This window comes from Pseudomonas sp. Irchel s3h9, from assembly GCF_900187475.1.
GTDB lineage: Bacteria > Pseudomonadota > Gammaproteobacteria > Pseudomonadales > Pseudomonadaceae > Aquipseudomonas > Aquipseudomonas neuropathica.
The window spans coordinates 1-20,746 of the sequence record NZ_FYDH01000029.1; the positions used below are offsets into that span (position 1 = coordinate 1).

At 59.7% G+C, this 20,746-nt stretch carries 9 protein-coding genes, 1 rRNA gene and 2 pseudogenes; 4 read left to right on the plus strand and 8 right to left on the minus strand.

The annotated features are described in order from the left end of the window. Nucleotides 1-186 precede the first annotated feature (186 nt). Nucleotides 187-302 (plus strand): 5S ribosomal RNA (rrf, locus tag CKW26_RS29150). Nucleotides 303-373: 71 nt separating this feature from the next. On the opposite strand, the pseudogene CKW26_RS30360 reads toward rrf, so the two are convergent. Next, nucleotides 374-610 (minus strand): annotated as a pseudogene (locus CKW26_RS30360) (PepSY domain-containing protein); the annotation flags it as partial. Nucleotides 611-872: 262 nt separating this feature from the next. Here CKW26_RS30360 and CKW26_RS29160 point away from each other — a divergent pair. Continuing rightward, nucleotides 873-2,753 (plus strand): methyl-accepting chemotaxis protein, encoded by a 1,881-nt coding sequence (locus tag CKW26_RS29160; protein ID WP_095051117.1) that lies wholly within the window; start codon nucleotides 873-875, stop codon nucleotides 2,751-2,753. Between the two features lie 142 nt (nucleotides 2,754-2,895). On the opposite strand, the gene CKW26_RS29165 is transcribed toward CKW26_RS29160, so the two are convergent. From CKW26_RS29165 to CKW26_RS29185, 5 genes are all read right to left on the minus strand, one after another. Further along, nucleotides 2,896-3,363, minus strand: coding sequence for an SRPBCC family protein (locus CKW26_RS29165; RefSeq protein ID WP_095051118.1), 468 nt, complete (start codon nucleotides 3,361-3,363; stop codon nucleotides 2,896-2,898). Between the two features lie 21 nt (nucleotides 3,364-3,384). Continuing rightward, nucleotides 3,385-6,777 carry an amino acid adenylation domain-containing protein gene (locus CKW26_RS29170; RefSeq protein WP_095051119.1) on the minus strand — a complete coding sequence of 1,131 codons (3,393 nt, stop codon included), beginning with the start codon at nucleotides 6,775-6,777 and terminating at the stop codon, nucleotides 3,385-3,387. 13 nt (nucleotides 6,778-6,790) lie between these two features. Next, the gene (locus CKW26_RS29175) at nucleotides 6,791-7,720 is read right to left on the minus strand and encodes a diiron oxygenase (protein ID WP_095051120.1); all 930 of its coding nucleotides are present in this window, start codon (nucleotides 7,718-7,720) and stop codon (nucleotides 6,791-6,793) included. Then, nucleotides 7,717-8,493 (minus strand): DUF3050 domain-containing protein, encoded by a 777-nt coding sequence (locus tag CKW26_RS29180; protein WP_095051121.1) that lies wholly within the window; start codon nucleotides 8,491-8,493, stop codon nucleotides 7,717-7,719. The genes CKW26_RS29175 and CKW26_RS29180 overlap by 4 nt, the downstream gene beginning before the upstream one ends. 745 nt (nucleotides 8,494-9,238) lie before the next feature. Further along, nucleotides 9,239-9,949, minus strand: a complete 711-nt coding sequence (locus CKW26_RS29185; RefSeq protein ID WP_095051122.1) for a GntR family transcriptional regulator — start codon at nucleotides 9,947-9,949, stop codon at nucleotides 9,239-9,241. Nucleotides 9,950-10,146: 197 nt separating this feature from the next. Here CKW26_RS29185 and lapG point away from each other — a divergent pair, with 197 nt between their 5' ends. Beyond that, nucleotides 10,147-10,839 carry a cysteine protease LapG gene (lapG, locus tag CKW26_RS29190; protein ID WP_038369141.1) on the plus strand — a complete coding sequence of 231 codons (693 nt, stop codon included), beginning with the start codon at nucleotides 10,147-10,149 and terminating at the stop codon, nucleotides 10,837-10,839. A 14-nt stretch (nucleotides 10,840-10,853) separates the two neighbouring features. Continuing rightward, nucleotides 10,854-12,800 carry a cyclic di-GMP receptor LapD gene (lapD, locus tag CKW26_RS29195; RefSeq protein ID WP_095051123.1) on the plus strand — a complete coding sequence of 649 codons (1,947 nt, stop codon included), beginning with the start codon at nucleotides 10,854-10,856 and terminating at the stop codon, nucleotides 12,798-12,800. A gap of 342 nt (nucleotides 12,801-13,142) precedes the next feature. On the opposite strand, the gene CKW26_RS29200 is transcribed toward lapD, so the two are convergent. Together CKW26_RS29200 and CKW26_RS29205 are read right to left on the minus strand one after the other, a co-directional pair. Continuing rightward, nucleotides 13,143-13,481 (minus strand): hypothetical protein, encoded by a 339-nt coding sequence (locus tag CKW26_RS29200; protein WP_007918987.1) that lies wholly within the window; start codon nucleotides 13,479-13,481, stop codon nucleotides 13,143-13,145. 147 nt (nucleotides 13,482-13,628) lie between these two features. After that, nucleotides 13,629-20,746 (minus strand): annotated as a pseudogene (locus CKW26_RS29205) (LapA family giant adhesin); the annotation flags it as partial.

Here is a 20,746-nt window from a genome sequence, read left to right on the forward strand (position 1 = left end):
CATCCCGAACTCAGCAGTGAAACGATGCATCGCCGATGGTAGTGTGGGGTTTCCCCATGTGAGAGTAGGTCATCGTCAAGATTAAATTCCGAAACCCCAATTGCGAAAGCAGTTGGGGTTTTGTTTTAGTAGAAGTAACTGTTTTTGCTGGCTCGTTACCGTGTTGACGGGCCAGATAAAGAATTTCTTGACGACCATAGAGCGTTGGAACCACCTGATCCCATCCCGAACTCAGCAGTGAAACGATGCATCGCCGATGGTAGTGTGGGGTTTCCCCATGTGAGAGTAGGTCATCGTCAAGATTAAATTCCGAAACCCCTTTCTGCTAACGCAGACAGGGGTTTTGTCATTTCAGGGCCTGCAAAACCGATGATCAGAAAGCTTTACGTGTCTTGCTGATACGTCGGGCCTGCCATTTGCGCCACCAGATGTAGACGCCAGTCCCCGACAAGTCTGCAATCAAAGCGGCTAGCACCGTGATCATCACTTACCCCTTAACACCAATGATTCGACCTCCATGTAACGGCACCTGCAACCGGTAAAACTGCTCTCCCAACGTCCCCTGCCCAGCAATCTCCTGCCCTGACAAGCGCCCGTCCGTACCATGAAATCACAACCAGAATTTGCAATTGCCGCTCCAACATTGCTCCTGAAAAACACCGTGACGAACGCTCTGGCACGCCGTTGGGCGGGAATCTGGCAGAAATACCATCCATTTCCTGTGTGGCCCTAAGATTTCTCCGACACGTGCCGACAGACTGGTGAGACATGCGTGCACCAAAGTAGAGCGGCTAGTAGAACGCTGCCTGCACTGTACATGGAATGTTGCATCCGGAACGCATCCCCACTTTTGGCATAAGAAGTCCCATGAAATGAATCTCAAGTTCAGCCATAAAATCCTGTTGGCCGCCTCGGGCGTCGTGGTCCTGGCGTTCGCGCTGTTCACCCTCTACAACGACTATCTGCAGCGAAACACCATTCGCCAGAACCTCCAGTCTTCCGTGCAGCAGGCCGGTGATCTGACCGCCAGCAGCGTGCAGAACTGGATGAGCGGGCGGATTCTGGTGCTGGAAAACCTCGCGCAGAACGTTGCCCATCAGGGCAAGGACGCGGATTTCCCGGGCCTGGTCGATCAACCAGCGTTCACCTCGAACTTCCAGTTCACCTATGTCGGTCAGGCCAACGGTGTGTTCACCCAGCGCCCTGACGCGAAGATGCCGGACGGCTATGACCCGCGTCAGCGCCCTTGGTACAAGCAAGCAGTCGCTGCCGACAAAACCATGCTGACGCCGCCGTACATGGCGGCCGTCGGTGGCTTGGTGGTAACCATCGCCATGCCGGTGAAAAAGAACGGCGAACTGCTCGGCGTCGTCGGTGGTGACCTGAGCCTGGAAACCCTGGTGAAGATCATCAACTCGGTGGACTTCGGTGGCCTTGGCCATGCGTTTCTGGTCAGCGCCGACGGTCAGGTGATCGTCAGCCCGGACAAAGATCAGGTCATGAAAAACCTGAAAGACATCTACCCGAACACCAGCGTGCGCATCGAGAAGGGCAACCAGAACGTCGTGCTCAACGGTCAGGAACGTATTCTGTCGTTTACCCCGGTCAGCGATCTGCCGAATGCGCAGTGGTACATCGGTCTGTCGATCGATCGCGATAAAGCCTACGCCGCACTCAGCCAATTCCGCACCTCGGCGCTGATCGCGATGTTTGTTGCTGTGGCTGCGATTGCGCTGCTGCTGAGCCTGTTGATCAATGTGTTGATGCGTCCGCTGACCACCATGGGTCGTGCGATGCAGGACATCGCTCAGGGTGAAGGCGATCTGACCCGTCGTCTGGTGGTTGAGAGCAAAGACGAATTCGGTGAATTGGGCAGCGCATTCAACCAGTTCGTTGAACGGATTCACGCGTCGATTTCCGAAGTGTCCTCGGCAACCCGCCACGTGCATGACTTGTCGCAGCGCGTGATGGCGTCGTCCAACGCTTCGATCGTCGGTTCTGACGAACAAAGCGCGCGCACCAACAGCGTGGCTGCCGCTATTAACGAGCTGGGCGCCGCCACTCAGGAAATTGCGCGCAACGCCGCCGATGCTTCGCAACACGCCAGCGGCGCCAGCGAGCAGGCTGATGACGGTCGTCAGGTGGTCGAGCAGACGATTCAAGCGATGACAGAGTTGTCGCAGAAGATCAGCCTGTCGTGCACGCAGATCGAAACCCTGAACGCCAGCACCGACAACATCGGCCACATCCTCGATGTGATCAAAGGGATTTCGCAGCAGACCAACCTGCTGGCACTTAACGCCGCAATCGAAGCGGCGCGTGCCGGTGAAGCCGGACGTGGTTTTGCCGTGGTGGCGGACGAGGTGCGAAACCTTGCCCATCGCACCCAGGAGTCGGCGGAAGAGATCCACAAAATGATCACGTCGTTGCAGATTGGTTCGCGGGAAGCGGTGACCACGATGAACGCCAGTCAGGTGTCCAGCGAGCAGAGCGTGGAAGTGGCCAATCAGGCCGGTTTGCGTCTGGTCAGCGTGACTCAACGTATCGGTGAAATCGACGGCATGAACCAATCGGTGGCAGCGGCCACTGAAGAGCAGACCGCGGTTGTGGAAACCCTCAACGTCGACGTTAACCAGATCAACCTGCTGAACCAGCAGAGCGTCGCCAACCTCAATGAAACGTTGAAGGATTGTGATGCGTTGTCGCAGCAGGCCAATCGTCTGAAGCAGTTGGTCGACAGCTTCAAGATCTGACCTGAAGTCAGACCGCGTTATCGTTCATCGCGAGCAGGCTCACTCCTACAAATTAACCGGGCTCCATCTGAAGGAACCCGATCAACTGTAGGAGTGAGCCTGCTCGCGATAGCGGTCTAGAACTCCCCGCCAAGCTCAAGCCTTAAACAAACAGCTTCAGCACATTCCCCATCGCATCATCCGCAAACCCCTGCACAAAATCCTTGAACCCTGGCAGTGCCTCTTCACCGCCCGAAGCCGGCTCGGCAATGATCGTCCACGTCGCCCGAGACTTACCCGCGCCCAGCGATTCGACATTCATCGCCGCCCACAGATTCGCCACCCCCAACGTGTTGTAAATCGTCGTCCAGGTCATGCTTCGGGCCTGCTCATCGCGGGAGTTGAGTTGCTCGACCACCACGTTGCCATCCTTAAAGCATTTCTTGCGCAGCGAGGACACGCCCTCGCCGATTGTTTCGATGTGCGACAGCGCCGGAATGAAACGGTCGAATCCGCCGAAATCGCCGACCACCGCCCAGACCTGCGCCGCGTCTGCTGGCACTTCTACCGAAGACACTACGTGGCAGCCATGCGGGTTTTTGATCAGGGTATCGGGTTGCAGAGTGCTCATGGTGTTGCTCCTTTTGTTGGATCAGATGAAGTTGATTTCTTTCAGGTAATCGCAGCCACGACGCAGCAGCGCCGGGGATTTCTGTGGGTAGTGCGCGCCCATCAACTGCACGCCGGCCTCAGCGTTGGCATGGCCAATCAGGGAGATGTCGCCGATGTCTTCTTCGAAGCCGTTGAGGTAGAAACCGAGCACGCCGAACAGCGCGTTGTCGGCATCGACACGCCCGAGCTGCTGCTGCCAGTCGGCGACGCTGACCAGTGCGAACTTGCTGCCGGTTTCGCGGAACGAAGCGACGTAGGCATCCCAGCTCAATGGCTCGGGGTTATGCAGGTTGAACACCGCACGTTCGGGTGAATAACGGCTGGCGTGGAAGGCAATGAAGCGGGCAAGAAAGTCCACTGGCATCAGGTCGAAATTCAGCGCGAAGGCCGGCACCTGGCCGAGCTGGATCGAGCCTTTGAGCATCAACATCAAACGGTTTTTGTGCGGCTGACAAACACCGCTGAGGCTGTTGAAACTAATGTTGCCAGGGCGATACAGATTGACCCGTACACCGCGTTCCCGCGCCCGTTCGAGGATGCGTTCGCCGACCCATTTCGACAGGTTGTAGCCGTTGCGAATATAGATCGGTGGGGTCGTGGCGGCTGGCAGTTCCAGCACCCGTCCAGCATCGTCCACCGTGCTGGAAGCCGACAGCGTCGAGACGAAGTTGAAAACCTTTTTGCTCTGCCCTTCGCACAAGCGCAGCAGGGCGAAAATCGGTTCGACGTTGTCCGCCGCCAGCGACTCGTAATCGAGTACGTGATTGACGTTAGCGGCGTTGTGCACCAGTGCGCCGAACTCGCAATCCAGGCGCTGATAGTCGTCGTCATTCAGGCCCAACTGCGGGCGCGTAATATCCGCCGCGTAAACCCGCACGCGACTCAGATCCAGATGCTCCAGGCGGTTTTCACGCAGTGACTCGGCAAAGCGTTGCACCGCAGTTTTACCGCCGCCGTCGCGCACCAGACACGCCACTTCGCTGGCGCCCCAACCGAGCAGCGCCTCAACGATGTGCACGCCGACAAAACTATTGGCGCCGGTTACGATGACTTTATGCACATCGCCCATGTGGCTGATCGGCAGTGGCTCGATTTCCAGTGCACGCTCGGCGTCGGCCATGGCCTGGGCGCTGAGTACGGCGCTGTCATCGGTGCCGCGTACCAGCGTTGCCAGTTTGATGATGGTCGGCAGTTCGATGAAGCGGTTGATCGAAATGCTACGCCCGAACTCCTCACGCAAACGCAGCAACATGCGCGAGAGCAGAATCGAGTGGCCACCAAGATTGAAGAAGCTTTCGTCAGTGGAAATGTCGCTGCTCGGCAGCTCCAGCAACTCCGCCCAGATCTCCAGCAACAGCGCTTCATCGGCATTCACCGGCAGGCATTTCGGCCCGTTGTCCTGCACGCTCACTGGCAGTTCCAGCAGTGCTTTGCGATCGACTTTGCCGTTGCTGGCGAACGGCATGCTCGCCAGCTCGGTCCACGCCACCGGTTGCATGTAGTCCGGCAAAAACTGTCTGGCGTGGGCTTTCAGCGCGTCGCGTGCGGTGTCCGATTGCGCTTGTGCGAGGAACGCGAGAATGCGCCGCTGACTGTCGATCACCACCGCCATTTGCCGGTACAACTGGCTCTCGCGCAGGCAGCGCTCGATCTCTTCCGGCTCGACCCGGAAGCCACGGATTTTTACCTGATTGTCGCGCCGCCCGCACAGTTCGATACCGTGCTCGCCCCACCTGGCCATGTCGCCGCTACGGTAGGCGCGCAGCGTTTGGCCGTCTGGCAATTGCAGGGTCAGATAACGCTCGGCGGTCTGCTGCGGATTGTTCAGATAACCGAGGCAAACACCGGGGCCGATGATGAACAATTCGCCGACGGTGTGCTCCGCCACCGGTTGCAAATCGTCATCGAGAATCAGCACTTGGCTGTTGGCGATTGGTGCCCCGAGGGTGCGGTTACTGTCGCCCGGTTTGAGCTGGCGCGCGGTGATCAGTACGGTGGCTTCGGTCGGGCCGTAAAGGTTGTGCAGTGTGCCTTGACGGGTCAGTTGCTCAATGACAAACGGCTCGCAGACATCGCCGCCGGTCATCACTTGCACGCCTTCCAGTTGCTCCAGCGGCAGGATGCTCAACAGCGCCGGTGGCAGGAATGCGTGGGTCAGGTGTCGGCGGCGGATCAACGCGACCAGTTGCAATGGATCGCGCCGTTGCGTTTCGTCCGGCACCACCAGTTCGGCACCTTCCAGCAGGGTCGGGAAGATGTCGATCAGTGACGAATCGAAGCTCAGCGACGAGAACTGCAAGACCCGACTCTCGGCCTGCAATTGCACGTAATCGGCGTACCACGCGGTGAAGTGCGCGAGGTTGGCCTGACTGAGCAACACGCCTTTCGGATGTCCGGTGGTGCCCGAGGTATAGAGCGCCATGCACGGTGCATCAAGGTCGGGACGGCGGCGCATTAGCGGTTGGCTGAGATCTGCCTCTGAGCTGTCGATGCGGCTGACGTCCAGCCCCGCCATGGATGCGCTGAGCGGATGCTCGCCATCATGCAGCAACAGCAGCGCGCCAGCATTTTGCAGAATGTATTGCTGACGCTGTAACGGATGACTCGGCTCCAGCGGAAGATACACCGCGCCGCTGCCGAGGATCGCCAGAATCGAGGCAAACAACGCCGGGCTTTTTGGCAGGCAAATGCCGACCACCCACGGTTTTGGCTGTTGCTCGAGCAAGGGCAGCAACCGCTGCTGAAGCGCACGACTGTGAGCGTGCAGTTGGCGATAGCTGATCGACTGTTCGGCGATGTGTAGCGCCGGGCGTTCAGCGTGGTGGATCAAGCTTCGTTGCAGGCGCTCGATCACCGGGATCTGCGCCTCTTCCAGCAGTGTGAGATTGGTCGTGTCGTTGCGGCGATGGACGTAAGCCAGGCTGTCGAGGAACAGCAGGTTTTCCATTCTCTCGAAATCCGGCGCAGTCACTGACGCGGCCTGCTGCAGATAGTCAGCATCACGGGAGAAGCGGCTGACCAGCAACGCCACTTCATCGACCACCTGCGTCAGCACCCGTTGCCGCAGCGCCTGCCCATTGCCGGACGGCTCATCGCCAATCGGCACGCGGCTGATCAGTGACGAGCCAAGGAAACACAGCAAATCGAGTGTCGGCAAACCGGCATGGCTCTGCACGCCGACACCCAAACGCAGATGCAGGTGCGGGATCGAGCAGAAATCGCCTGCGCCGATAAAACCATCGTCGATGATCAGATCCACCGTCGCTGCACCGGCAGCGCTGCGCTGCAATGAGTGACCGTGTTGTTCCAGTTCCTGCGCCAGGTCGGTCATCGCCTGGCTGGTGCCAATCAGCAAAATGTCGAGACGTTTCATGTCGGCCTCCTCATCAAACCAGATAGTCGCGCAGCGCGTGCTGCACGCAGGGCGCATCGAGCAGCGAGCTGTTGTGGAAGAACTTGACGATGTTGCCCACCAGCGGATGGTGGCGATTGATCGGGAATGCCAGCCCGGCCATCTCGTCCCTGAGCGAGCGGCGGGTGGCCTCGCTGACCGGCAGTGCGTCGATCAGGCGCAGGTCGAAGGCTTTCTGGATGTCGTTGGTCAGGTAATGGCCGATGAACACGGGCAGAATCTGCGCGATGGTTTCGCGATCCGCCGCGTTGGCGGTGTGCCAATAGATGCGCACCATCCGCGCCCAGAAACTCGAATGGCGACCTTCATCGAGCAAGTGATCGGCCATCAGGCCTTTGATCGACGGCTTGACCGTGTCGTCGCGTGCGAACGCCGCGACATCACCGGTCACGGTGTTTTCGGCGATGGCCACGCAGATCAATTCGACCGCGCTGCGCAGGTGCTCTGGCGCCAGCGCTACTGCCGCAGGAATCGCCCGGCTCAGTTCGATTTCATCGGGGAGCTGAATCGGTTCGATGCCGGTCATCGCCACTGTTTGCTGCATGAAATCCATCGCCACGAGGGCGTGGTAATCCTCGTCGACCACCACGGTCATCGCGTCGTAACGACAGGCAAACGGGAAGGCCACGGCGAAGCGATTCTTGGCGATGCTGCGCGCGGTCTTGTCGACGATCTCGGTCTCGAAAATCACCACGTCGTTGATGAATTTGTACAGCGTCTGTACCAAGGCGAAATCACGCTGTTGCGGGCACTCGCGCAGGAAGGTTTCGCTGAGTACCAGCGGCTGACGACTGAGCGGATAGATCAGCCGTTCGTCGTCTTCGAGTACGCGTCGCGGGCGGGTGCGGATGGTCGCGCGATTCTCCCAGGCGTCGGCAAAGGATTGATAGTCAGCAGCGTTCATTGGGTCACCTCTGCCAACGGCTCGCGCATGCTTACGCGCAGGCCGTCCCACAAGGCGATACGGCTTTCCACGGCGGCAATGGCGCTGGCGTAGACCTCGGCTTCACGTTGCGGGTCGCCGTCGACCAGGCGCTCGAGCAGGTGTTCGGCCGCCGGGCCGTGGTCTTCGGAGTCGACCTCGATGTGCCGTTCCAGGTAATAGCGAAAGGTCGGCGCCTGTTCGATACCGATGCCCCAGTCGTCAAGAATGCGCTGGAACATGGTCGGGATCACGCTCTCGCGACCATGCAGAAACGCCGCCGCCACGCTGTGTCCCGGAGCATGCAGGGCGGTACGCAAAGTATCGCGGACAAACTGCGCGGCAGCCGGATCAACCTCGACGCTTTGCAGCGCGACGTCATAGCTCACGCCTTCCTGTTGCAGGGCGACAAAGCGCTCTACGGCGGTGGTACTCGCGCCGATTTCGCGCATCGCATCCAAGTACAACTCGAAATGGCTGTAATGCCCCTCGGTCAGGCGATCATCCGATTCTTCACCGAGAACGATCTCGTTGATCAACCGCGCGGCGTGAGGGTCACGCGGCGGTAGCCAGGGCAAACGCGTGCAGGTCAGTTCCTGCTGCAGGCGTTTGGTCAGCGACATGAAATCCCACACGGCAAATACATGGGTTTCCATGAAACGACGCAATACTGATAACGACGTGATCTCGGAAAAGATCGGGTGAATGCTAAGTTCGGCTTTCTTCAGGGTGAGTTGGTGCTTAGTGGGCATCATGATGTCCTTTATCGTTGATATTAAATGGAACTGCTCTGCAACTGCGCAATCAATGGAATTACGACTTACTTGTTTTCTGTCGACGGACGACAGCCTTCCTTCCTGATAGGTAAGTGCGGATCGATATACCTTTGACATGACTTCATGTCTGCCCATAAAGCGCTGCTGCTGCTCCGCAGGCATTGGGCTGCTGCCGAGGTGAAGGGTGAAGTTCAAACTTGGCGAAGAAAAGCTAATACACCGACAAAGTGTTTAACAAGTATATTTTTAATTATTTTAAGTTAGCTGTTTTTTGAAGTTGAGTTGTTCCAATAAAACTTTCAAATAAAGTTTTATTTGGGCGTAGTTGCTCCTTTCGGCGAATAACGGCCAAAATTGCTCAAGAAGAGTGAATGCCTCACTCGAAGCAACTTTCCAGTAATAAGAGTTGAATGATTTAAAAGGGGCGGAAGTTGGCCGTGACCCCGCGCCATGACTTCCTTTTTCCCGTGGCAAGGCTCCTTCCGTAGGTTCCTGGTGCGGGGACTGCGCCGGCAGGGCGGCGCGTCGCCCGTTCTTTATGGGGTGGCGGCTCAAGAGTGCGGGTAAATTTGCGCCACGGCTATGACCGATTCATCAGCGGTAACTTGCAAATATCGGACTGAACGGCGCAGGGATGTTAGAGCGGACATGTGGATCCGCCCAGCAGAGGGCTGGCGGATCGCTTGGGGATTTGTAAGCGGGTGATTCGCGGGGCGGTGCGCGCTCAGCGCGCAGCTTGGCGGTTTTGCGCGGCAGGGGTAGCGAGATAACGAGTAATCACTTCGACACCGCGATTGAGGTGCTGCTCGAGGAGTTTGATCGACAGTTCAGTGTCGCGATCCAGCACGGCTTGCAACATCGCCCGATGATCGTCCTGGGACAATTTGCCCAGGCCCATGGCCTCAAGGTTGAAGCGCAGAAAACGCTCCTCTTCGTTTAGCCCGTCTTCAACCAGTCGCAGTAAGCGTTGGTTGGGCGCCTTGCTGTACAGGGCCATGTGGAACAAACGGTTGAGTCGGCCGATTTCCGTGTAGTCGCGTTGCGCCTCGAGCTCTTCGATGTACCCGGCTGCGCGTGCGTGGTCGGCAGCGGTCAGCAGCGGAATCGATTGCCGCATGGCTTCGGATTCGAGCAGGATGCGCAGCTCGTAGGTTTCGGTAGCATCACCCTGAATCAATGGCGCAACCACTGCACCTTTATGCGTAGTAACGCTCAGCAGTTCTTGGGCTTCGAGCTGGCGCAACGCTTCGCGCACCGGCATGCGGCTGACACCGAAAAGGTCGGCCAGATCCTGCTGGCGCAGCGCCGTGCCACAGGGCAGACGACCGTCGAGGATTGCTGAGCGCAGGGTTTCTTCGATCACCGAACGGGCCAGATGCGCAGGAATCGGTCCATCGACTTTAATGCTATGCAGCGGTTTGGGCTTCTGTGTCACGACTACGCACCCTGTATGTCGGCCTGATTTGGATCCAAATGACACTAGTGATTGCTCTACAGGTTGTCAAACCTTGTAAAACAATGCGCTGGCAACTGAAGTTTAGCGCGCCGGCGATGATCTCATGGTGCCATTGTTTTTTCGCCGGCTAAGCTTCACCATCAAACGCTTTCCTTCCTGCCCCCCGGAATCCTGCTGTGGCGGTATGTTTCGCGATCCCCCGGACACTGCGCTGGCTAGGCTGCGCACTGCTGCTGGCCGGCGTCATGCTGGGCGGTCTGCATGCCGATTGGGATTTTTCCACGATCAGCCGCAAAGCCACGGCACTTTACGGGCCGCTGGGTGCCGGGCAACAGCGTATCGATGCCTGGCAGAATCTGTTGGCTACGCAGAAACAGGTCAGCGAGATGGAAAAGCTCAAAGTGGTGAACCTGTTTTTCAACAAACAGGTGCGCTACGTCGAGGACATCGACCTGTGGCACGAGGTCGATTACTGGGAAACGCCGATCGAGGCGCTGTGGAAGGGCGCTGGCGACTGCGAAGACTATGCGATCGCCAAGTATTTCAGCCTGCGCCACCTCGGGGTTTCCAGTGACAAGCTGCGCATCACCTATGTCAAAGCGTTGCGCCAGAACCGCGCGCATATGGTCCTGACTTACTATGCCACCCCCGATGCCATGCCGCTGGTGCTCGACAGCCTGATCGACCCGATCCAGCCGGCGTCGCAGCGAACCGATTTGCTGCCGGTCTACTCTTTTAATGCTGAAGGGTTGTACCTGCCAGGCGCCAAGGGCAACAAGAAGGTCGGAGATACCAAACGCCTGTCACGCTGGCAGGATGTGTTGAAGAAAATGCAGGCCGAAGGTTTCCCGGTCGAAACGACTAACTAGGAGCATGCGCTCAGATGTCTTTGTTCAAACAGCTGTTGATCGCTATCTGTCTGTTCCTGGTGGTCGCCTTCACCGGCAGCTTCATGGTCAGTCTGGAGAGCTCGCGCACCCAGTACGTCAACCAGTTGCGTTCCCACGCCCAGGACGCCGCGACGGCGCTGGCGTTGTCGCTGACGCCGAATATCGACGACCCCGCCATGGTCGAGTTGCTGGTCAGCTCGATTTTCGACAGCGGTTATTACGCGAGCATCCGCGTGGTCGATCTGAAGACTGACCAGACGATTGTTGAGCGCAACGGCATTCCGGCCGTCACCAATGTGCCGGACTGGTTCGTCAAGCTGATCGGGCTGGAGCCGGCCGGTGGCGACGCGCTGGTCAGCCGTGGCTGGGAGCAGGCGGCGCGGGTCGAGGTAGTCAGCCATCCGATGTTTGCTGTGGCCAAATTGTGGCAGAGCGCATTGGGTAGCCTTGGCTGGCTGCTGATCTGCGGGGCGATCAGTGCCGTGCTTGGCGCGCTGCTACTGCGTCGGCAATTGAAGCCACTGGATTACATGGTCAAGCAGTCCCACGCCATCGCCCGTCGCGAATTCCTCAGCCTGCCGGAATTGCCGCGCACACCTGAATTGCGCCGCGTGGTGCAGGCGATGAACCAGATGGTCGAGAAGCTCAAGGCGCTGTTCCAGGAGCAGGCCGAACGTAGCGAAAAACTGCGCGCCGAGTCCTATCAGGACAATCTCACCGGGCTGGCCAACCGACGTTATTTCGAGATGCAGCTGCACAACCGGGTGAGCAACCCGGAGCAGGCCAGTTCCGGTTATCTGCTGCTGTTGCGGGTCAAGGATCTGGCCGGGCTCAACCAGCGCTTGGGCGGTCAGCGCACCGATGAATTGTTGAAGGCTGTTGGCGAACAACTGTCCCGCGAATGCGCCAAATACCCGGAAACCCAGAACCTCGTCACCCGTATTCGTGGCGGTGAGTTTGCCGTGCTGGCGCCGGGGCTGGTTCGTGAGGAAGCGCTGCAACTGGCGCAGAACCTCGACAGCGCTTTGAGCAGTCTGCACGCCACCGGGGCGACCGACGTGGCTGCCGTGGCGTCGATCGGCCTGGCGCCGTTCACCCACGGTGATTCACCGCAACAAGTACTGACGCTCGGCGATCAGGCGCTGGCGCAAGCTGAAGGTCAGGGCGAGCAGAATTGGGCGTGCATCGATCAGAGCCTGACGGCGGATGTCGGCGACGATCACCATGCCTGGCATCGCTTGCTCGATCAGGCCTTGAGTCAGCAGCGTTTCGAGCTGTATTTCCAGCCAGTGGTTGCCGCTGCAGACACGCAGCTGGTGCTGCATTACAAAGTGCTCTCGCGCCTGCTCGATGATCAGGGCAAGACCATCCCGGCCGGGCGCTTCCTGCCGTGGCTGGAACGCTTCGGCTGGACTGCACGGCTTGACCGCTTGATGCTCGAACGCGTGCTGGAGCAGATGAAAGGGCACGAAGATTCGCTGGCGCTGAACTTGTCCTCGGCGACCCTGGCTGATCCGCAGGCACTGAACAAAGTCTTCGAGATTCTGCGCGCGCATTCCAACCTGGGCGAGCGCTTGACCCTGGAAATCGGCGAGGAGCAATTGCCCGAACAAGCGGTGCTGGAGCAGTTGACCCGGCGCCTGCGCGAACTCGGTTTCTCTCTGAGCCTGCAACGCTTTGGTGGTCGCTTCAGCATGATCGGCAACCTGGCGCGGCTGGGGCTGGCGTACTTGAAGATCGATGGCAGTTACATTCGTGCGATTGATCAGGAGAGTGACAAGCGTCTGTTTATCGAGGCGATCCAGCGTGCGGCGCACAGCATTGATCTGCCGCTGATTGCCGAGCGGGTCGAGACGGAAGGGGAGTTGTCGGTGATTCGCGAGATGGGCTTGTATGGGGTTCAGGGGCAGTTGTTTGGTGAGCCTCGGCCTTGGCGGTGAGATTGCAAAAGCCATCCTCACCCTAGCCCTCTCCCAGAGGGAGAGGGGACTGATCGTGGGATATTGATGTAATACGCCGACGTGAACGATTTGCGCTGAATCCATAATCGACTCGATTTCTCAGGTCGATGTATAGCGCCAGACTCCTCGGTCGACCCCTCTCGGTCAGGGAGAGGGGACTGATTGGGGGATATTCGGGAAATACGCCGACGTGAGCGATTTGCGCTGAATCCATAATCGACCCGGTTTTTCAGGTCGATGTATGACGCCAGACACCTCGGTCGGCCCCCTCTCCCTCGGGGAGAGGGCTGGGGTGAGGGTAGGCTTTTGATACCGGGTGGATCAGATCAACCCGCCCTCATCCTCATCGATCAACTGGCTCAACCCGCCCAACGCCTCACGCGCCTGGGTCCGGTCCATCAACTTGGCCTGAGCCGCCGGCGGCAGGTCGGTGACGCGGATCACGCCCTTCTGGGTCAGCACCTGAATCAGGTCGTCGAGTACCCGAATCATTTCGAAGTCGCTCTGCTTGAGCTGTTTCAGGCTGGTTTCCACCACTTCATTGGCGAACCAGGCCTGGATTTCATGGCTGTCGGCCGGCAGCGTTTCCGTGGCCTCGGCGTAGGCCGCGGCTTCCACGCGAATCAACAGACCTTGCGCATCGCGTTGCACGTAAAACATTGAGCATCCCTCAGAAATGAACCAGCGTCATGCTGTCAGCAGCATAGCCAACTGTGCGCGAGTATGCGGTGCGGCGACGCGATCGTCACCGGTCCGGTCAGCACAAACGTGACGGCCGCCCCATCGGGGCGGCCGTTTTGTTCACTATCAGCTGTTGTTGTGGTCGACCTTGATGGTCGGGTCGCTGCCGGCAATCAGGTTGTGAATGTTGGCGCTCGACCAGTTGTTGCCTTCCAGTTTGATCGTCACGTCCGGGGTTGCCGCCGCAGCGTCGCCGGAGTTGAACTTGCCCGCCGAGCTGACTTGCAGCGACGACGTGCCGTCGACCGTGGTGATCTTCAGGAAGTTGTCGATGGTGCTGCCGGTCTCGCCCTGCAGCAGATCACGCAGATCGATGCGGTCACCTTCGCTGGCCTTGAAGTCCTTGATCACGTCGTTGCCGGTGTCGCCCGCCTTCCAGACGAAGGTGTCGGCACCCGAACCACCGATGAGGATGTCATTACCCTGACCGCCGATCAGCGTGTCGTTGCCGGTGCCGCCGAGCAGGATGTCATTACCTTTGCCGCCATCGAGCAAATCGTTGCCGCCCGAGCCGAACAGGATGTCATTGCCCGCGCCGCCCAGCAGGGTGTCGTTACCATCGTGCGCGCCGGAGACATCGAACGCCTGATAGTGCTCGGTGATGTACTGGTGCACGTTGCTGGTGGTGACTTTGCTGACATCGACCCCGGTTTCTTTGGCAACGAACGCCTGCATCGCCTGATAACCCTCGCCGGCAATGCCGTTGAAGCTGACCAGATCGCCGAACAGGATGTCATTGCCGTCGCCACCGCTGACGGTGTCGTTGCCTGGCAGCGTCGCTTCGGTGTGGCCGATGATCGAGTTGGCCAGATCCTTCGGATCAATGTTGGTCTGCGGCGTTTTATCCGTATCGTACGGCTTCAGATCGTTGAGGCTGACATCGTTGTTCAGTCCGATAGCCTCGACGTTCGACAGACCGTTGAGCAAGGCAAAACCACTGGTCGAGTTGCTGGTCGTTGACGAGTTGGTGCTGTTACCGGTACCCGCCAGACTCGACAACTCATAAGTGCCGTCGCCCTGCGCGTGGATGGTGCCCAGATTAGAGCTGCTCCAGCCCCACCACGAAGTGTAGGTTTGCAGGGTCACGGTGCCGGCGCTGTTGATCGTCAACGCGTGGGTATTGTCGATGTAAGTGCTGAAGGTGTCGCCCGGCTTGTAGTTGCTGGTTTTCACCACATCGTCGAGCTTCACGTTGCCGTACAGCGTCGGGTTGGTCTGCTCGCCGCTCTGGTAGTAGGTCGGCTGGCCGTCGGTGATGAAGTACGTGAGGTTCTTCGCCCCGCTGTTGGCCACCGCGTCAGCGCTCTGGAACCAGTTGGCCGTGGTTTTGAACACGTCCTCATAGTTGGTACCGCCACCGGAGGCCATCGAGTCCAGTACCGCTTTGAGCTGGGTCAGCGCGTTCGGGTCGTTGAGGTTCACCGACACCGACTTGTTGACCTGGGTATCGAAGTCGACGAGGAAAATGTTCACCGTACCCGAATTGCTGCCGCCCAGGCTCTGCTTGAGGCTGTTGAACACCGAGGTCAGCGAGTCTTTGGCGGCGTTGAGCGACGAACTGCTCATGCTGCCGGAGCTGTCGACCATGAACGCGATGTTGTAGTTGGTGCCCGGGACCACGGTCAGGCCGCCGATGTCGGCGACGATTATGTCGTTGCCATCGGTGCCGGTGACGGTGTCGTCGCCCGACGTCGCAACCACGGCGTTGTAGACCGCCGGCACCACGCTGACCGGAATGGTCGCGGTGCTGCTGGCAGAACCGCCGACCATCTCGGTGGAGGTCGAGGTCACGGTCAGGTTGAATTGGCCGTTGTAGTACGGCGGTGGCGTTACGGTCAGGCTGCCGAGGTTCCAGCCAGTGACGTTGGCGTCGCCGCTGCTGGCAGTGACGGTGAAGGTGTGACCCGCGCCATCGCTGAGCACCGAGCCGACCGGTGCGCCGCTGATCTTCACGCTCAGGGTTTCCGAGCCGTCGGTGTCGGTCAGGGCGGTGGTGATCGCCGAGAGTTTCACCGTGGTGCCTTCGGCGCCGGTGTTGAGTTTGTAGCCGTCGTAATAGCCTTCGCCGTTGCTGCCGTGCAGATCGGAGACGGTCACGCCCGAATTGATCAGATCCTGCACGCCGGTGTAGATCGGCACGCCGGCGCTGCTCAGGTCGATCGGCGTGCTGCCATTGACCGACAGGTTGACGTCGTAGCTGCCCGGGCCGCTCTGGTTGTGGTGGTAGATGTCCAGGGTGTAGTAGCCGCTGGTGGTAGGGGTGAACGAGCCATTGATGGCGCCGCCCGCGCCCCAGGTACCCGAAGCCACACTCTTGCCGCCGATCGTGATCAACAAACTGTCATCGGCAATACCGCTGAAGGTGTAGGTTTTGCCGGCTTCCAGATAAATCAGGCCTGACGTCTTCGATGCCGTGCCCGCCGCAACGCTACCGTCGGACTGCACATTGGTCACCGAGCCGCTGGAGTTCGGTTTGCCGGCGCCGTCGATGACGTTTTTCAACGTGGTCGAATCCGCGCCATTGCCGTTGGTGCCCAGACCCGCCAGGCCGGTCCAGACTTCCTTGATCAGCCCGGTGGACTTCACGCTGTTGTCGGCCACGCTCACGGTCGGCGCGTCCGCCACTGGCGTGATGTCGATCTTCACGGTGCCGGTGTTGCCCAGCAGTTGGCCGTCGGTTGGCTGGAATTTGATCTGTGCGTAGTCCGCCTGGTTGTTGCCCAGACCGCTGCCGCCGTAACCGTTGACCCCCGACTCGTTGGCATCCGGCAGGAAGCGCAGCTTGCCCGCGTCGATGTCAGCCTTGCTGAAGGTCTGGTTGTTGGCGACGTCTTTCCAGGTCGAACCGTCCAGATACTGCAGTTTGCCTTCGCCCGGCAGCTGAGTGATTTTGATGCCGAGGCTGCTGGCCGGGCTGTCGACGTCGGTCACGCCGAAGGTCGACCAGCCGAGCACCAGCGGAGTGTCTTCGGTGCCAGTGACGTTGCTTGGCGCTGCCACCGGAGCGTCGTTGACCGCCACCACGTTGACCGTGGTGGTCGCGGTGTTGGAGTAATTGCCGCCGTCGGTCACGGTCACCGTGATGATGCGCGGCACGGTGCTCGGGTTTTCGCTGCCGTTGGTGAAGCTGATGTTCTTGATGGCCTGCATGTAGTCGGCCAGCGTCGCGTTACCGGACAGCGTCAGCGTGACGGTGCCGTTGGTGCTGTTGGCATTGATGGTGATGCCGTTGACGCTGTTGCCCAGGTTCAGCGCATCGCCGTCCTGACGGTTGGTCAGGACCACAGTGGCACCGGTGAGCATGGTGCTGTCCGGGTCAGTGATGCTGATGTCAGTGTCGGCAATCGACACACCCGCGCCCGGGGTGTTTTCGGTGAAGGTCACCTTGTAGTCGGCACCGGTGGCGCCGCTGGAGTTGTTGGCATCCAGGTCGAGCACCGGCGGCGCATCGTTGTCGATGATTGAGGTACTGACGCTGCCGTTGGTGCTGCTGACCGCGAGGTTTTCGAAGTTGCCGCCGGTGGCGGAATCGATCTTGACCACGAAGTTTTCGGTGCCTTCGGTGATCTTGTCATCGATGGTCGCGACATTGAACTGCGCGCTGCTCGCACCGGCCGGGATCTTCACGGTGTACACGCCGGTGAAGTCCGAACCGTCGGCGGCGGTGCCGCTGTAGACGATTTTCAGAGTTACTTCGGTTTGCGCCGGGTGGTTCAGGTTGACCGTGTAGCTGGCGGTCTGGCCTTCAGTCACCGAGCTGCTGCCAGTGATGCTGACGGTTGTGGTGTCGATAGTGTCGGTGACGCTGGTCACGGCCGGAGCTGTGCTGGTGACCAGGTTTTCGAAGCTGCCGCCGCTGGTACCGGTGATGGTCGCCTGCAAGGTGCCGGCGTCTTTGTAGACGTCGTCAGTTGGTGCTGGAACGGTCACGGTGCCGCTGGTTTTACCCGCGTCGATGGTGATCACCGAGCCGTTGCTCAGGGTCACGGTGACTGGCGAGCCAGCGGCGTTGGTCAGCGTAGCGGTGTAAGTGATCTGACCACCTTCGGCCACGGTGCCGGTCGCGGACAGCGATAGGTTGGTGGTGTCGACGGTATCGGTGACGGTGGTCGAAACCGGCGTTTTGTCGGCCACGAGGTTCTCGTAGTTGCCGCCAGTCACATTGGTGATCGAGTTGGTCAGCGGTGCATGGCCGGTCAATGCGTCGTTAGGCGCAGTGGTGGTCGCGGTGCCCGTGGTCTGGCCGACGCCGATGGTGATGGTCTGACCGTTCGACAGGCTTACCACGACTGGCGAGCCCGTCACTGGCGCGCCGACAGTTGCGGTGTAGACGACGTTACCGCCTTCAGCGGCAGTGGCGGTCGCGGTCAGTTTCACCGTGGTGGTGTCGATGGTATCGGTAACGCTGGTGATTGCCGGCGTGGTGCTTGGCACGAGGTTTTCGAAGTTGCCACCGGTGGCGGTGCTGATCGTTGCCTGGACGGTGCCGGCGTCTTTATAGACGTCGTCAGCCGGTGCCGGAACAGTCACGGTGCCGGTGGTTTTGCCGGCTTCGATAGTGATCACGGCGCCGTTCGACAGGGTCACGGTCACAGGCGAACCTGCGGCGTTGGTCAGCGTGGCGGTGTAAACAATCGAACCGCCCTCAGCCACAGAGCCGGTCGCACTGAGCGACAGGTTGGTGGTGTCGACGGTATCCGTGACGGTGGTCGATACCGGGGTCTTGTCGGCCACCAGATTCTCGTAGTTGCCGCCGGTCACGTTGGTGATCGAGTTGGTCAGTGGTGCGTGGCCAGTCAGTGCGTCGTTTGGCGCGGTAGTGGTCGCGGTGCCAGTGGTCTGGCCGACGCCGATGGTAATGGTCTGACCGTTGGCCAGCGTTACAACCACAGGCGAACCGGTCACAGGAGCACCGACGGTCGCGGTGTAGACGACGTTGCCGCCTTCCGTCGCTGTGCCGGTAGCTGTCAGTTTCACAGTGGTGGTGTCGATGGTATCGGTAACGCTAGTGATGGCCGGTGTTGTGCTCGGCACCAGGTTTTCGAAGCTGCCACCAGTGGCGTTGCTGATCGTCGCCTGTACGGTGCCGGCATCTTTGTAGACGTCGTCGGCCGGGGCTGGAACGGTCACGGTGCCGGTGGTTTTGCCGGCGTCGATGGTGATCACGGCGCCGTTCGACAGCGTCACGGTCACTGGCGAACCAGCCGCATTGGTCAGGGTCGCGGTGTAAACAATCGAACCACCTTCAGCGACCGAATTGGTAGCGCTGAGCGACAGATTGGTCGTGTCGACAGTGTCGGTCACGTTGGTCGATACCGGGGTTTTGTCGGCCACGAGGTTTTCGTAGTTGCCGCCAGTCACATTGGTAATCGAGTTGGTCAGCGGCGCATGACCAGTCAGTGCGTCGTTTGGCGCCGTGGTGGTCGCGGTGCCGATGGTCTGTCCTACGCCGATGGTGATGGTCTGACCGTTGGCCAGGGTCACCACAACTGGTGAACCAGTGACCGGAGCACCAACAGTAGCGGTGTACGTGACGTTGCCACCCTCAGATGTCGACTCTGTTGCTGTCAGTTTGACAGTGGTGGTGTCGATCGTGTCGGTAACGCTCGTCACGGCCGGCGTGGTACTCGGCACCAGGTTTTCGAAGTTGCCACCGGTGGCGGTGCTGATGGTTGCTTGTACGGTGCCGGCATCTTTGTAGACGTCGTCAGCAGGAGCTGGAACGGTCACGGTGCCGGTGGTTTTGCCGGCGTCGATGGTGATCACGGCGCCGTTGCTCAGCGTCACGGTCACTGGCGAACCAGCCGCATTGGTCAGGGTCGCGGTGTAAACAATCGAACCGCCTTCAGCGACCGAATTGGTAGCGCTGAGCGACAGATTGGTCGTGTCGACAGTGTCGGTCACCGTAGTGCTGACCGGCGTCTTATCCGCCACGAGGTTTTCGTAGTTACCGCCGCTGACGTCGGTGATCGCGTTGGTTAGCGGTGCGTGACCGGTCAATACGTCGTTTGGTGCGGTAGTGGTTGCGGTGCCAGTGGTCTGGCCTACGCCGATGGTGATGGTCTGACCGTTCGACAGGGTAACGACCACCGGCGAGCCGGTGACTGGTGCACCGACGGTTGCGGTGTAGACGACATTGCCGCCCTCTGCCGCAGTAGCCGTTGCCGTCAGTTTCACAGTGGTGGTGTCGATGGTATCGGTAACGCTGGTGATAGCCGGAGTCGTGCTTGGCACCAGGTTTTCGAAGTTGCCACCGGTAGCGGTGGAGATTGTCGCCTCAACCTTGCCGGCGTCTTTGTAGACGTCGTCAGCAGGAGCTGGAACGGTCACGGTGCCGGTGGTTTTGCCAGCGTCGATTGTGATCACGGCGCCGTTGCTCAGCGTCACGGTCACTGGCGAGCCGGCAGCGTTGGTCAGCGTTGCGGTGTAAACAATCGAACCGCCCTCGGCCACGCTACCGGTCGCGCTCAGCGACAGGTTGGTGGTGTCGACAGTGTCGGTGACATTGGTCGAAACCAGGGTCTTGTCGGCCACCAGGTTCTCGAAGTTGCCACCTGTTACTTCAGTGATCGAGTTGGCCAGCGGTGCGTGGCCAGTCAATGCGTCGTTTGGCGCCGTGGTGGTCGCGGTACCGGTGGTCTGGCCTACGCCGATGGTGATCGTCTGACCGTTGGCCAGGGTAACGACAACCGGCGAGCCGGTGACTGGTGCGCCGACAGTCGCGGTGTAGGTGACGTTGCCACCTTCAGCTGCCGACTCTGTCGCCGTCAGTTTCACAGTGGTGGTGTCGATGGTGTCGGTGACGTTGGTCACTGCCGGTACGGTGCTAGGCACCAGGTTCTCGAAGTTGCCACCGGTGGCAGTCGAGATCGTCGCTTCAACCTTGCCGGCGTCTTTGTAGACATCATCGGCTGGTGCTGGAACGGACACGGTGCCAGTGGTTTTGCCGGCGTCGATGGTAATCACCGCGCCGTTCGACAGGGTCACGGTGACTGGCGAGCCGGCAGCGTTGGTCAATGTCGCGGTGTAGATGATCGAGCCGCCCTCGGTGACGGAACCGGTCGCGCTGAGCGACAGGTTGGTGGTGTCGACGGTGTCAGTGACCGTGGTCGAAACCGGGGTCTTGTCGGCCACCAGATTCTCGTAATTGCCACCGCTGACCTCAGCGATCGCATTGGTGATCG

Bases quoted from the DNA above. Each gene is read 5' to 3' on its own strand.
- CKW26_RS29160 (WP_095051117.1), top strand. From the start codon at position 873: ATGAATCTCAAGTTCAGCCATAAAATCCTGTTGGCCGCCTCGGGCGTC.
- CKW26_RS29200 (WP_007918987.1), bottom strand. From the start codon at position 13,481: ATGTTTTACGTGCAACGCGATGCGCAAGGTCTGTTGATTCGCGTGGAA.
- CKW26_RS29175 (WP_095051120.1), bottom strand. From the start codon at position 7,720: ATGAACGCTGCTGACTATCAATCCTTTGCCGACGCCTGGGAGAATCGC.
- CKW26_RS29170 (WP_095051119.1), bottom strand. From the start codon at position 6,777: ATGAAACGTCTCGACATTTTGCTGATTGGCACCAGCCAGGCGATGACC.
- CKW26_RS29165 (WP_095051118.1), bottom strand. From the start codon at position 3,363: ATGAGCACTCTGCAACCCGATACCCTGATCAAAAACCCGCATGGCTGC.
- lapD (WP_095051123.1), top strand. From the start codon at position 10,854: ATGTCTTTGTTCAAACAGCTGTTGATCGCTATCTGTCTGTTCCTGGTG.
- CKW26_RS29180 (WP_095051121.1), bottom strand. From the start codon at position 8,493: ATGATGCCCACTAAGCACCAACTCACCCTGAAGAAAGCCGAACTTAGC.